General features: G+C 39.0%; 19 protein-coding genes. 2 read left to right on the forward strand and 17 right to left on the reverse strand.

What is annotated here, in order from left to right; genetic code table 11:
- Positions 1 to 40: 40 nt before the first annotated feature.
- The 17 genes from V8V91_RS26365 to V8V91_RS26445 form a co-directional block, all read right to left on the reverse strand.
- Positions 41 to 475 (reverse strand): hypothetical protein, encoded by a 435-nt coding sequence (locus V8V91_RS26365; RefSeq protein ID WP_373397980.1) that lies wholly within the window; start codon positions 473 to 475, stop codon positions 41 to 43.
- Positions 476 to 477: 2 nt separating this feature from the next.
- Complete coding sequence (locus V8V91_RS26370; RefSeq protein WP_373397981.1) at positions 478 to 834, reverse strand: hypothetical protein; 357 nt, start codon at positions 832 to 834, stop codon at positions 478 to 480.
- Positions 835 to 889: 55 nt separating this feature from the next.
- Positions 890 to 1,120, reverse strand: coding sequence for an RNA polymerase sigma factor (locus tag V8V91_RS26375; protein ID WP_373397982.1), 231 nt, complete (start codon positions 1,118 to 1,120; stop codon positions 890 to 892).
- Positions 1,096 to 1,413 (reverse strand): RNA polymerase sigma factor, encoded by a 318-nt coding sequence (locus V8V91_RS26380; protein WP_373397983.1) that lies wholly within the window; start codon positions 1,411 to 1,413, stop codon positions 1,096 to 1,098. Before V8V91_RS26380 ends, V8V91_RS26375 begins: the two co-directional genes overlap by 25 nt.
- 142 nt (positions 1,414 to 1,555) lie before the next feature.
- The gene (locus V8V91_RS26385) at positions 1,556 to 2,482 is read right to left on the reverse strand and encodes a universal stress protein (protein WP_373397984.1); all 927 of its coding nucleotides are present in this window, start codon (positions 2,480 to 2,482) and stop codon (positions 1,556 to 1,558) included.
- Between the two features lie 448 nt (positions 2,483 to 2,930).
- Positions 2,931 to 3,731 (reverse strand): lipopolysaccharide biosynthesis protein, encoded by an 801-nt coding sequence (locus V8V91_RS26390; RefSeq protein ID WP_373397985.1) that lies wholly within the window; start codon positions 3,729 to 3,731, stop codon positions 2,931 to 2,933.
- A gap of 211 nt (positions 3,732 to 3,942) precedes the next feature.
- Positions 3,943 to 4,410 carry a hypothetical protein gene (locus V8V91_RS26395; protein ID WP_373397986.1) on the reverse strand — a complete coding sequence of 156 codons (468 nt, stop codon included), beginning with the start codon at positions 4,408 to 4,410 and terminating at the stop codon, positions 3,943 to 3,945.
- A gap of 169 nt (positions 4,411 to 4,579) precedes the next feature.
- Entirely contained in the window at positions 4,580 to 5,008 is a 429-nt protein-coding gene (locus V8V91_RS26400; protein ID WP_373400820.1) for a nucleoside recognition domain-containing protein, read from the reverse strand.
- Positions 4,927 to 5,487 (reverse strand): hypothetical protein, encoded by a 561-nt coding sequence (locus tag V8V91_RS26405; RefSeq protein ID WP_373397987.1) that lies wholly within the window; start codon positions 5,485 to 5,487, stop codon positions 4,927 to 4,929. Before V8V91_RS26405 ends, V8V91_RS26400 begins: the two co-directional genes overlap by 82 nt.
- Positions 5,487 to 6,068 (reverse strand): nucleoside recognition domain-containing protein, encoded by a 582-nt coding sequence (locus tag V8V91_RS26410; RefSeq protein ID WP_373397988.1) that lies wholly within the window; start codon positions 6,066 to 6,068, stop codon positions 5,487 to 5,489. The genes V8V91_RS26405 and V8V91_RS26410 overlap by 1 nt, the downstream gene beginning before the upstream one ends.
- Before the next feature lie 202 nt (positions 6,069 to 6,270).
- Entirely contained in the window at positions 6,271 to 6,702 is a 432-nt protein-coding gene (locus V8V91_RS26415; protein WP_373397989.1) for a FeoB small GTPase domain-containing protein, read from the reverse strand.
- A gap of 5 nt (positions 6,703 to 6,707) precedes the next feature.
- The gene (locus V8V91_RS26420) at positions 6,708 to 6,935 is read right to left on the reverse strand and encodes a ferrous iron transport protein A (RefSeq protein ID WP_373397990.1); all 228 of its coding nucleotides are present in this window, start codon (positions 6,933 to 6,935) and stop codon (positions 6,708 to 6,710) included.
- A 101-nt stretch (positions 6,936 to 7,036) separates the two neighbouring features.
- Positions 7,037 to 7,690 carry a hypothetical protein gene (locus V8V91_RS26425; protein ID WP_373397991.1) on the reverse strand — a complete coding sequence of 218 codons (654 nt, stop codon included), beginning with the start codon at positions 7,688 to 7,690 and terminating at the stop codon, positions 7,037 to 7,039.
- A gap of 45 nt (positions 7,691 to 7,735) precedes the next feature.
- A complete protein-coding gene (locus V8V91_RS26430; protein ID WP_373397992.1) occupies positions 7,736 to 8,866 on the reverse strand; it encodes a TonB-dependent receptor in 1,131 nt (376 codons plus the stop codon).
- Positions 8,815 to 9,672 (reverse strand): TonB-dependent receptor plug domain-containing protein, encoded by an 858-nt coding sequence (locus V8V91_RS26435; protein WP_373397993.1) that lies wholly within the window; start codon positions 9,670 to 9,672, stop codon positions 8,815 to 8,817. Before V8V91_RS26435 ends, V8V91_RS26430 begins: the two co-directional genes overlap by 52 nt.
- Positions 9,669 to 9,851 carry a hypothetical protein gene (locus V8V91_RS26440; RefSeq protein WP_373397994.1) on the reverse strand — a complete coding sequence of 61 codons (183 nt, stop codon included), beginning with the start codon at positions 9,849 to 9,851 and terminating at the stop codon, positions 9,669 to 9,671. The genes V8V91_RS26435 and V8V91_RS26440 overlap by 4 nt, the downstream gene beginning before the upstream one ends.
- A 432-nt stretch (positions 9,852 to 10,283) precedes the next feature.
- Positions 10,284 to 11,546, reverse strand: coding sequence for an FAD/NAD(P)-binding oxidoreductase (locus V8V91_RS26445; protein ID WP_373397995.1), 1,263 nt, complete (start codon positions 11,544 to 11,546; stop codon positions 10,284 to 10,286).
- A gap of 264 nt (positions 11,547 to 11,810) precedes the next feature.
- On the opposite strand from V8V91_RS26445, the gene V8V91_RS26450 reads away from it, so the two are divergent.
- Positions 11,811 to 12,056, forward strand: coding sequence for a hypothetical protein (locus V8V91_RS26450; RefSeq protein ID WP_373397996.1), 246 nt, complete (start codon positions 11,811 to 11,813; stop codon positions 12,054 to 12,056).
- A 17-nt stretch (positions 12,057 to 12,073) separates the two neighbouring features.
- Positions 12,074 to 12,232, forward strand: coding sequence for a hypothetical protein (locus tag V8V91_RS26455; RefSeq protein WP_373397997.1), 159 nt, complete (start codon positions 12,074 to 12,076; stop codon positions 12,230 to 12,232).
- Positions 12,233 to 12,287 lie beyond the last annotated feature (55 nt).

Genomic DNA, 12,287 nt, shown 5'->3' on the forward strand with positions numbered 1-12,287 from the left:
AGCCCCAAACCTACATCTTGTTAGTTTGGGGCTATTTTATTTATCGTCCTTCCCGTCTTTGTCTTTGGTATATATGCCGGGCAAAATCCCTTGAAAGACCATTCAATAGAAATAGTTGATTGTAACTGATGACTGAGGAAGCCTTACTCACGAATTTTTTCTCTTCGTTGAGTAATTGTTGTTGAAGCTCAAATCGCTTCTCTACTCTGCTTTTTGCCTCCTCCTCTGAGATCGGCTGATCTCTCCGATCATTAAGTTCAGCCATTTGACGAATCATGGCTTCTCTTTTATCACTGAATTCATTGTAGATGGGCCAAAACTTTTCAGCTTGCTCTGAATTCAAATCCAAGCGCGTGGTAATAAAGGCCACCTTTGCAGCTTTTAATTTCTCGGGATCATATCGTTCTCCACCTCTCTGGGCATAGACAGCTCCAACTAATAAGGTGAATAATAGGACTAGTGTATATTTTTTCATGTTTAATACCAGATTTCTTCCTGCTCGGATGAAGCATCCTCTATAAATGGATTTTCATCTTGAATAATTTCATTTAATATCTCCTCTGGGTTGTCTGACATACTGAGTACATCTTCTGCCGACCAATACTGACTATCGATATAAAGATCGATTTCCTGCTCCATGATCAATTGTTCTGAAGTAGCATCCATTTTAGAGTATTGCCAGACTCCTAACCCTGCGATCAAGATCACAGAAGCAGCCCATTTCATCCAAGGATCACTTTCCTTTTTGTTGGCTTTCCATAAGATCTGATCTGGAAGCTTTTCAAAGTATCCATCAGGTGACTTTAAATCTTTTATTTTTGGCAGTGTTTGCATACTAATTATTAGACTTAAAATTGGGTCAATGGTTTATTCTTCTAATACGCTTTGTTCAATTTTTTACCGCATGGTGGTAGCTAGCTTTTAAAGCTCCTATGCTGGTCCCGGTTATTTCAGCGATTTGATCATAGGTCAAATCTTCCTGGTTTTTTAGTTGGAAAACCAGTCGTTGCTTTTCAGGGAGGGATTGCATTGCCCGTTGTAATTTCATCTGTATTTGATCCCCATCAAAATGATCTGGGTGGCTCAAATAGGATTCTATTTTTTCTTGATAATCATCCATAGATAAGAAAAAACGCTTTTTTTCTTATCTAAAAATGTCAACGTTTCATTGGTTGCAATTCTATAAAGCCAGGTGAATAGACTCGATTGTCCCTGAAATTTATCAATATGATGTAAGGCCTTGATAAAGGTGTTTTGGGTTAAATCATCCGCGTCTTCATGAATCAAAACCATTCTTCGGATGACATGGTATACCTTTTTCTGATACGTCTGGATCAATTGCCGGAAACCCATATCCCTGCTTACAGGGCTTTGAATCAAATGTAGGATTTCCTGATCTTTAGTATTCATCATTAAGACTTTGACCCTAAAAGCCGAGCGAGGTTTAATAGAATATCAAAAATTAGTTTTTAAACTGCTATTCACAAAAAAACCTCCAGCAAGATCGTTGTAGATTTTTCTTACTGAAGGTTTAAAAAAGAAGTTGGTTTGAATGTTAGATTTCTAATATGTAGTCAAGAATTCCAGCATTTTTCCCTTTCGGTCTTGTCACCAAAAGAGGCATACTATCGTTGTACTGGATTAATCTTTCGGCCATACTTCCTATAAATAGGGCAGTAGCAGCAGTCCTTCCTTTAGCCCCGATGATGATGCCATCAGCTTTGATTTCCAGGGCCTTGGATACGATTTCTTCCACAGGGTCATCATTGTCATCCTTGGTATAAATCGGAGTGATCTTAATCCCTTTGGTATCTATTTTTCTGATGAATTTCTTGTAGTTTATTTCAGCATGCAGCTGCATGATTTGGGAGAATTCTTCATATGTCTTCCCTGTATAATGATAGCCTGAAGGAACTGAATATACGTTTTGGCAAATAATCTCCAGATTATCTTTTCCGAATTTATCGGCTACCATTATGGCTTCTTCCAGTGCATCCTTAGAGTATTCTGAGAAATCACTGGGCACCAAAAGCTTGGTTAATTTGGGGAGGGATCCTTCTGGAATAATCAGGAGTGAACAACTTGCCCTTCTTGCCAGTCTAAGTGACGCAACCCCTGTACCTGGTAGATTAATTTTTCTACCTATAATAATCATATCCGCAGATTTCTCTTCTGCGAGCTTAAGGATTTTCTTGGAGAGAGAACCTTCTTTTACTACATAACTGAATGATACCCCTTTGGTATCCTTGTAGTTTTCTTTCACGACTGCTTCCATCGCTTCCTTTCTCTCATTGATCATGTTTTCAACAAGATTTGGGAACTCTTCTAGGACTTCTTTTGGAACAGTAAGGTTCTTAATGACATTCACAAAATAAATTTTCTTGGTCTGATTGACTTTCGAGATAAATTCTGCGTATTGAACCAACGTTTGATCCAATGGACTTTGATCAAGACAGACGATTAACTTTTTTATCAGATACATAATTCTCCAAAAGGTTTTGAGAGTACAAATTTAGTTGGTTTCAAAAGAATGTGTAATGAAATTATAGAATAAAATTTTGAAATTTTCATTATTTCAATTTTAAAAATGCTTGTGGCGGTACACAAGTATATGATTGTTAGGTTCGAAGAGAACTAATTTTGAAAAAATAAAGAAAATTTAAACTACCGTTTGTCAATTGTTTCGGGAATTAAAACCGATTCATTTAAACCTCCCCATTTTTATCCCGTATATTTGTAGCGGTCCGGGTCGTCGACATGTTCAAACTTCACAATTAACAAAATCACCGAGTGAAGCCCTCTCCAAAAACAGGCCTCACCTCTGTTCTGAATTTCAGGACGGGGCCTCGTCTCTTCGGAGTCAGGATAACAGTGGAAGTTTGCGGTTTCAAGGCAGCTCAAATCTTGTCTACTAGGAGGTTTGTAACACTCTAAGATCCGGACTTTTTATTTTTCATTTTCTCTAGGATCCATCTCCATTCCTCTTTTCCTGCTCCAAACACAAAGGAAAAAAACAGATACCCAATCAATACACATCCTGAAGTCAAGACCATCTCCAACATCGGTCCTTGTCCAAATTTTAGGAAATACATCGGAAGATAGGCCGCTATTCCCACTGCCAATATCTTAAGCGTTTCTAACGAGAAAGGATCAAATTGTAGTTTGATTTTTAGGAAGATATATTTCACCAAATTAAACAGAAGCATGACCAAGGCAGAGGCAATTGCAGCACCTTCAATACCATAAATCGGGATCAACCAATAATTAAGTCCAATAATGGTCATACTCATGAGGATGGTGGCCACTAAATTGAATCTGTAATATTTTGAAAAAACCAGCACCTCGCTATTGACTGAAAATACTACGTCAAATAGTTTTCCCAAACCAATAAGGAACACCACATACTTTCCAGCCTCATAAATTTCTTTATTCGGGATCAAAAAATATAAACTGTCAATATTGGCCCAAATCCCTATAAACAATATGAGGCAGATGTATAACTGTCGGTTGGAAACTTGTTTGTAGAGAAGATTAATTTCTTGAAAATTACCTTTGGTGAAATGGGCTGCGATCACTGGCATGACGACCTGCGAAATGGCCCTTCTGGGTAGTTCTATCACCAAAGCCATACTAAATGCAATGGTGTAAATAGCATTCGCTTCCAAACTCACCATGGAGCTAACCATGATGCTGTCAATTTTCATGATGAGGGTAGATGCTGCAGTAGCCAAAAAGTGATTAGACTAAATCTTAGAAATGAACTTCTAAATCCCTTTGGAAAATTGCTCCATCGAAAATCAAACTTCAAAACACCTAGCCAGAGCAAATAAATCAATACTCCTGAGGTGGAAATCCCATATACCAATACGAGTCCATACATCACAAACTCAAATCCTATCCAACCTAGAAAATAGGTTCCTACTAAGATTCCAGTTAGTAATCTTAAAAATACTTCCCTAAAAAAGTGGGTACTGCTACTTTTAAATAAGACCGGGCATAGGAGTCAAAAATGCTACTCAAAAGGGAGAAGAGCGTGATCAATAACACCACTTGCAGGAAGTCGATTACCTGCGGGGAATTGGTTGCGAATAAGGCAATGAGTTGAGTTTTGAAAAGGAGGAATAAGGAGCAAACTAAAAAGAAACCACCTAACGCAAGCAGAATGCTAAAGCTTAGGAAAGCGGAATGATTTGATTTGAGCTTCGGAAAATAACGGGTAATCCCATGTCCCAAGCCCAACTGGGCAAAAGGAACAAACAATAAGCCTAAATCCTGAATGGTTCGGAATGTTCCTAATTGGGATGCTTCCAATGCATACGGAAATAACCATAACACATTAAAATAGCCGATGACTACTCCAATGTATGAGAAAAGTGCTGTTTGAATACTCTGCTTGGCTATTTTGCCCATGAGCTTAAAAGTATCAAAAAAACTTAAAAATTGGGCGAAGAAAGAAAGGGTTTAGTTTTTGGCGCACTTTTCACAGCCCGGCTCTTTTTTGGTTTTTCCAAAGAATTTTCTTCCCAAAAAGAAGAGGGCTCCTACCACTAATAATCCAACCAATAGTTCCTGTACCATATTATGAAAAGATATTATAAGTGACTAGGGCGGCTACGTATGCCAAAACAGTCATATACACTGTTTGAATTAACGGCCATTTCCAACCTTTGGTTTCTCTGTATACCACGGCAACAGTACTCATACATTGCATCGCAAATACATAGAATACCATTAAAGAAAAGGCAGTTGCCTTATTGAATACTTTGTCTCCTGTGGCCGGGTTGATTTGCTGGTTTAGCTTTTCCCGGATGGTTAATTCATCTTCCACATCCGCTCCAATACTATAAATGGTGGCAATAGTGGATACGAAGACTTCTCTTGCAGCGAAGGAAGTGATCAGGGCAATTCCAATTTTCCAATCATAGCCTAAAGGTTTGATGACCGGCTCAATTCCCTTCCCATAATTCCAATGAAGGAACTCTCTAGCAGTTGAGAAGAAATTTCTGATTCAATCAACTCATGTTGGTCTTCTGGAGCTTGTGCTAATCGTTCTTCACCAGCTGTCCTGATTTCATCCATTTTGGAAGGAGGTCCATAAGATGCTAAGACCCAAAGGACCACAGAAATTGCCAAGATTACCTTACCAGCCTCCGTGACAAAGGTTCTGGATTTGTTGTACATGGTAAGTAGTACATCTTTCCAACGAGGGGTTCTATAGGTTGGTAATTCCACCATCAAGAAGCTTTTCTCTTCAGATTTAAGAATCAATTTCAGAGAAAATGCAGTAACCAAAACGCCCAAAATTCCCAAAAGATAAAGTCCCAAAAGGGTAAGGGCCTGAAGGTTAATGAACCCAAAGTTTTCATTGGGCACTACCAATCCGATTAGGATAATGTAAACTGGTAACCGAGCAGAGCAACTCATCAGTGGAGTTACCAAAATCGTGATGATTTTCTCCTTCCAATTTCCAATGTTTCGAGCAGCCATTACTCCAGGGATGGCGCATGCAACCCCGAAACAAGTGGAACTATACTTTTGCCATGTAGGCCAAATGGACGCATCCATCTATCCATCAAGAATACCACACGGGACATGTATCCTGTATCCTCAAGAATTGCCAGAAAGCCAAATAACAAGGCGATCTGGGGAATAAAGATGACTACTCCTCCAATCCCTGGTACGATCCCTTCTGAGATTAAACTAGTCAATGGGCCAGGAGGGAGAACGCTGTTTACCCACCCGCTGATTTCTGCAAATAAACCATCGATCAAGTCCATGGGGACAGAAGCCCAAGTGAAAATGGTTTGGAAAATCAACAGGAGAATGCCAATGAAGATCGCGTACCCAAACACAGGGTGTAGAAAAATTTTATCCAGAGTCGAAGCAGGTTTTTTTGCTTCTTTTTTAACCACACAGGATTCTACTAGACTGGTGATCTTTCTATAACGCAAGGTGGTCTCTTCCAGCTGAGCACTTTCAAGGTCAAATTTTTGGTCTGCAATCAAAGATTGAATCCAAAGTCGATCTTCTGGATTGATGGAACGGTCTTTCGGACCAAATCGAAGCATTTGATAAGCTCGATAGTCATTTTTAAGATCAAACTTCTCTTTAATTGGCTGAATTAAAGACTGGGGAATTACTTCAGAAATATCGAGGTAAGAGGAGTCTACACTGAAATTCTTCTCATGAATTAAGGTCTTGATTTGTTCAAGGCCTTTAATTCCCCTGGCATCTGTGCTAAGAATAGGAACTCCCAGAGATTTGTAAATCTCATAACTTCGGATTTCGGGTTTTCTTAGCTGCTAAGTCAGCCATGTTCAATATGATTGCAAGTTGAACTCCCAAATCAATGAGTTGGGTAGCTAAAAATAATCCTCTTGAAAGTTGACAAGAATCTATGACCATCAACACATAGTCTGGTCTTTTCTCTTTGTCAATATGGTTTAATACTCGATGAGCAATAATTTCGTCCTCGGAATTGGGATAAAGGCTGTAGGTACCTGGAAGATCTAAAATTTCGTAGGTAGCACCTTCATAATTCATCCACCCGGTTTTCTTGTCAACTGTAACTCCAGGATAGTTGCCTATTTTTTGGTTTAAACCAGTTAATTGGTTGAAAATCGTAGATTTTCCAACATTAGGATTGCCTATTAAGGCTATTTTTGGAGTTCGAGTGGTAGATCGAATAGTTGACTCAGACATGAATGTTATAGCAATTGAACCTCAATCAAGGCCGCTTCAGATTTTCTGAGCGCCAAAAGGGTTTCGTCCATTTGGAAAGCCATGGGTCCTCCCATAGGAGCTGCGTGATTTAAGGTTATGGTTTTACCGGGCAGAAAGCCAAGTTCCATCAAATTAATTTTGAGCGGTGAAGCGGAGATCTGTCTAATAATAGCAGATCTGGATTCGGTCATGGTATCAGCGGTAATATGCATAGGTTTTAGTGGGTGATAACCCATGTCGCAAAAATAGAACTATTTGGAATGAATCTAAAGAAAAATAAATAAGATTTTTGTCAGTTTTTCGAAGGGTGAACCTACTTAATACTTAAAACGACTTCATTTAACACTTTTTCTACTTGGTTTTCTAAAAAAAATCGAACACTGAAAGTGATAACTGTCTCTTTTTCAGGGTTTTTTGTAAAGTAAAGTTTGAAGGGTTCGTAACTGTATATTTCTTGTTTTTCGGTGAAAAAATCTTCTATGTTTTTTGGACTAACGGTGAAATCAGAACTTATTTCGAAATAATCATTGAGGATTTCGCCAACTTGGAGTACAGTTCCATCTCCAAGTGTCACCTCATTGGAATTGTAAATTTCCAAATACAACAATGCATTCGTCGATTTAGGAGGAACAGGTGAACAGGCATATACCAGTCCTGGAAAAGCGCCTTTGGAGACTTGGGCGGCCTCGGAAACAAATTCAAATTCCTCGACTTTTATGGATTTATAAACTTCATTATAAGGTAGGAAAAGCTCATCGGATACCTCAACTCCATTTGAGTTGTAGCTTGCGGATGAAAAAGAAATGATATTAAAACTTCTGACTTGAGGTGCAGGGCCACAGCCACAGGGATTTGTACAAACCACATCACAGGAAATTGGCAAAAGTGCCAACACCAAAAATACAAGAAGGGTCGTGATGGAATTTTTAAAGAAGTTCCCATTTCCTCTGTGTTGAATTATCATCAAAGATCTATAATTCAATGGAAATGGGAAATTTTCAATGGGATAAGTTTAAAAAGAAGCTTTTAAAGACAGGGTAAAATTCCTTCCCGATGCCGCTAAACCTGAACTATAGGGTCTATATCGTTTATCTCCTATATTTTCAATTCCTGCCATGAGATCCAAGGATTTCAGAAGTTGGTAAGTCCCCTGAAGATTGAAGGTGGTCCAGGAAGGAGAGTAGGGGTTGCCATTTTCATCTGATGCATACAAATGTGGTTTTCCAATTTCATCCATTGGCATATCTTCAAATGCAACTTCTCCGCTATACATGGTGCTAAACTCAATTTTCAATTTGTTTTTGGAATAGGTCAATCGGGTTAATCCAAATAACGGAGCAGCATGTCTGGAGGGGCTTGTACTTTCATCATCCAACTCCTCTTTTCCTTTTTGCCAATTGATTTTTGAATAAACTAGCCAGTTTTGAGAAGGAGACCATTCTACACCTGCCTGCATACCAAAGATCTTGGCAGATGCAGCGTTTTGAATCGCTAAAACCTTACTTGGCACGCCTTCATAGGGTATGCTGTCTTGTCCATTCAATTGAAAGGGTCTTCTAACCATAGCATGATCTAGGTAAGTATAAAAGACAGAGGCGTCAATTTTCAGGAAGTTTCCCCAATGCTTATTGAGGTTGATTTCGGCATTGTAAACGTATTCTGGCTTTAAGTCTGGGTTTGGAACTATGATTGCACCTGGCTCCGAATCAAAAAATTTACCAAGGTCATCTACATTCGGCGCTCTGAATCCAGTGGATACCTGAGGGGAAACCGTCCAGGTAGAAGAAGGGTTCAGAATTAACCCCAAAAGACCGGTGAGAGCACCGTTATTGTTACTTGTTTTTTGATAAGGGAGAGGGAAGAATGCTGCATTGGAAGCAAAGTCCGCAGAAAGAAAAACCTGATTGTAACGAAGCCCTGTTTGAAGTTTTAATTTTTCCGAAAGGTGTGCATGGTAGGTTCCATAAGCTGCCAAAGACGTCCATTCTGATGTCGGGTACCTTGCAGAAGCAGACATAGTTTCTCCTGATTGAATGTTGGTTTCAACTCCTGTGGATGCTACACCATTGTATACCGTTTCAACTCCATAGCTTAAGAAGCTTTCTTGGTTGATGTTTTTACCCAATCGGCATTCAGAGACCATGCATTTACTTTTTCAACCCGGTCAAATAAACCGGAGTTATTAAACCTTCTGTTGATGCGACTTTCTTCGAAGTATTGTTGGGCCAATTTGATGCTCATTTGATCGTAGAGCTTTCCATTTCCAAGCTGGTTCAGCGTCAATTGGTTCATCATCCATACTTGAGGGCCGTAATTCCATATCGCATACCTGGGCTTATCCAATGAACCTTGAATTAAACGATCATATCGAGGAATATCTGAAAGACAACGGGAGTAATGAAAGCCATATTCCCAATCCGTTTTATGGGAGGGATTAAAGCTGATTTTTTGCATTAAATTAAGTTGGGTATACCCGCTTGTTTTCTGAATTAATGGATCAGGGTTTTCTAAAACAAGATCCCCATCGGCTGAAGGAATGACATACCATGATCTTGAATAATCATCTGGGCCATGTTTACCCATTTTTAAATCCCCATAATCAAAATGGGATACACTGGTTAAAAATGCCCATTTTTCTGTCGCAAGAGAAATGTCCCCATGAAATGTCTTTTCATGATTGGAGGAGGCAAATCGGCCAAATAGATTTCCATTGATGGAAAGACCAGAATCAGAAAAGTTAGGTTTCAATGTTTCAAATGCCATGACACCTCCCAACGCATCGCTTCCAAACATGACTGAGCCCGGACCAAATAGCACTTCGGTATTTTGGATGGCCAAGGGGTCTATAGAAATGACATTATGGAGATTTCCGCCTCGAAATATGGCTGTATTTACCCGGACTCCATCTACGGCATAAAGTAGACGATTGGCAGAGAAACCTCTGATCATGGGACTACCACCGCCCTGTTGATTTTTTGGATGAAAACGTCTCCATTGCTGCCTATCCAGTCTGCGGTAGTGGAAGGGGACCGCAATTGGAAGTTATCCTTATTAAGAACTGTGATTTTGCCTGGAATATCTTGGTTACTTTGACGCCATCTACTACCTGTCACGATTGCTTGTTCCATCTGTATTAACCCGGGACTTAAAAAAACTTGATAGTCTGAGTTTTTAAATCTTCCACTGAAAAAGATACAGATTCAAACCCTAAAAGCTGAAAATGTATTTCTGCTTGTTCAGAAAAAATAGCGAGGTCAATCTGCCCTTTTGAATTCGTGATGGCACTTAAATAAGGTTCATTTCCAAACACCAAAACCCCTGGAATGACTTGGTTGCTGCTTTTTCGTAAACAGTAAGCACTTGTCCGAAGGAAAGAGTACAGGAGAAAAAGATGAATGAAATTAATAATAAGTAGATCTTCCTCATAAATGGATAATAGGTACCGGAAGATGAAAGTAAAAGATAGGATTTAGATTAAATATTGCTTTGGGTAAAATGGCAATAAGTTGTTTTGGAAGGTATGATAGAAAAAAACCGGTCTTTTTTAAGACCGTTTTGCGTTAAGCTTTTCCTTTAAGCATCAGATTCCAATACATAAAAGGTAGGCCGTATTTCTTCAAGAGCCACATCGAATACTGCTCTTTAGTGGTATCTACAAATTTTGAAATCAAAGGGTCACTGTCCCTTACATTGTCATATTTAAATTCTGCAAGTACCATTTTGGAATATCCGGTTACCAAAGGACAAGAAGAATAACCGTTGTAAGACGCTGATCCCACATGATTGGTATGGATCAATTTCAACAAATTTTCAACTAAGACCGGGGCTTGTTTTCGAATTGCGGCCCCTGTTTTGGCTGTTGGTAAAGCTGCAACATCACCTAGGGAAAAGATATTCGGAAACCGAAGATGTTGTAAAGTATTCTTATCCACATCTATCCAACCTTTATTCGGACCTTCTTGAATGGAGACAATGGAATCCCTAATAAATTTTGGAGCTCCTTGAGGAGGGGCTAGGTGAAGGAAGTCAAATGCAAGTTTAATTTCATCTTCTCCTACCAATTCCTCACCAATGGTATTGCCTTCCACTTCTTTGGAAGCATCTCCTTTCGGTTTGATGTATTTGAACGTGATTTCCTTTTTATCGGGATCAATCTTTACAGGCGCATAAAACGGCTTGAATATGATTTCCCGGTCATGTATTATTTGATTGAGCGTATTGGCAAAATCAGGAACTCCAAATATGACTGTTCCTGGAGTTGCAAATATGACATTGGTTTTGTCCCTTACTCCGGAGCGACGGAAATATTCTTCAGCTAAATACATGATTTTTTGAGGAGCTCCACCACATTTGATAGGAGTGGTTGGCTGGGTAAATACCGCATTTCCGCCTTTAAATTTTTGTAATTGCTCCCAGGTGTACTCCGGGTCGGTATAATTACTACAAACAATTCCCTTTTCCATCGCTTCAGGAAGTCCGGGAAGCAGTTCGGGCATCATGACCAAACCTGGAGCAACTACTAAATATTCATAGGTGATCTTTCCTGAATCTTGAGTGGAAACTGAATGGTTATTGGGGTCAATTTCTGTTGCATAATCTTTAATCCAATCTACCCCTTTCGGTATATAATCAGCTTCCCTTCGCTCGGTATCTTTGAAATTAAAAGTTCCTGCTCCTACCAAGGTCCAAGCGGGTTGGTAATAATGTTTCTCAGATGGTTCAATGATTGCCATCGATAAGGATTTATCTTTTCTCTTAAGTTGAGCAGCCACAGTGATCCCTGCAGTTCCCCCTCCTATAATTAAAATCTGATAATGCTTCATGGGTTAGTGAATTGATATTCATAAATTTAACTAAGCATGGTGTAGTAAAAGGTGATATTTATCACATTTTAAAAATTTGTAGTACAAATCAACACCTTAAAAAATAGGTCAAAATTACAGGAGTTTTAACTGGTATTTTTGGGGTAAAATTTTTAAATTAAGAATCTGTTTTTCAAGAGGTTAACTCCTGAGTGTTTATTTTTTTAAGCCTTTCTTTTTATCCCTTGAAAAATGCATTAAGTCTTACTTTTAATCCTTTTTATCATGGAAAAAGACCAGCTGGAATCGCTATTGTCCAATGTTTTTGGTCATTTGAATGCAGAAAAATCTTCAGAGAAAAAACAATGGGATGAAGGAATACCACTATTGGCAAAATCTTTACTGATTCAGGATAGCCAAGAAATTCAAGAAGAGTCATTCAGTTTTGAGAATTCCGAACTTTTTTTCAGGAAAGAATTCCCAAGAAAAAGATTGAGCTCATTAGGAAAGAGGCTGATAAAGCAACAGTAAAGGAAGACGATCCTCGTTTGAAGGCATTTGTAAGGGAAGTTCCTGTCAAAAGCACACAGATTAGGGCGAGTACGCCCAAATGGGCAGCAGGTGCGAAGGTGGTCAAATCGATTGGACCTTTGAAAAGGGTGGATGGAAGGGTAGTAATAATTGATTTTTTAGGGTTACCAAGTTAGTAGGGATATATCAGCAAAACAGTAATCTTCCTGTTCTTCTATTTAAAGCAACTTT

Source organism: Algoriphagus halophilus (genome assembly GCF_041729275.1).
GTDB classification, from domain to species: domain Bacteria; phylum Bacteroidota; class Bacteroidia; order Cytophagales; family Cyclobacteriaceae; genus Algoriphagus; species Algoriphagus halophilus_A.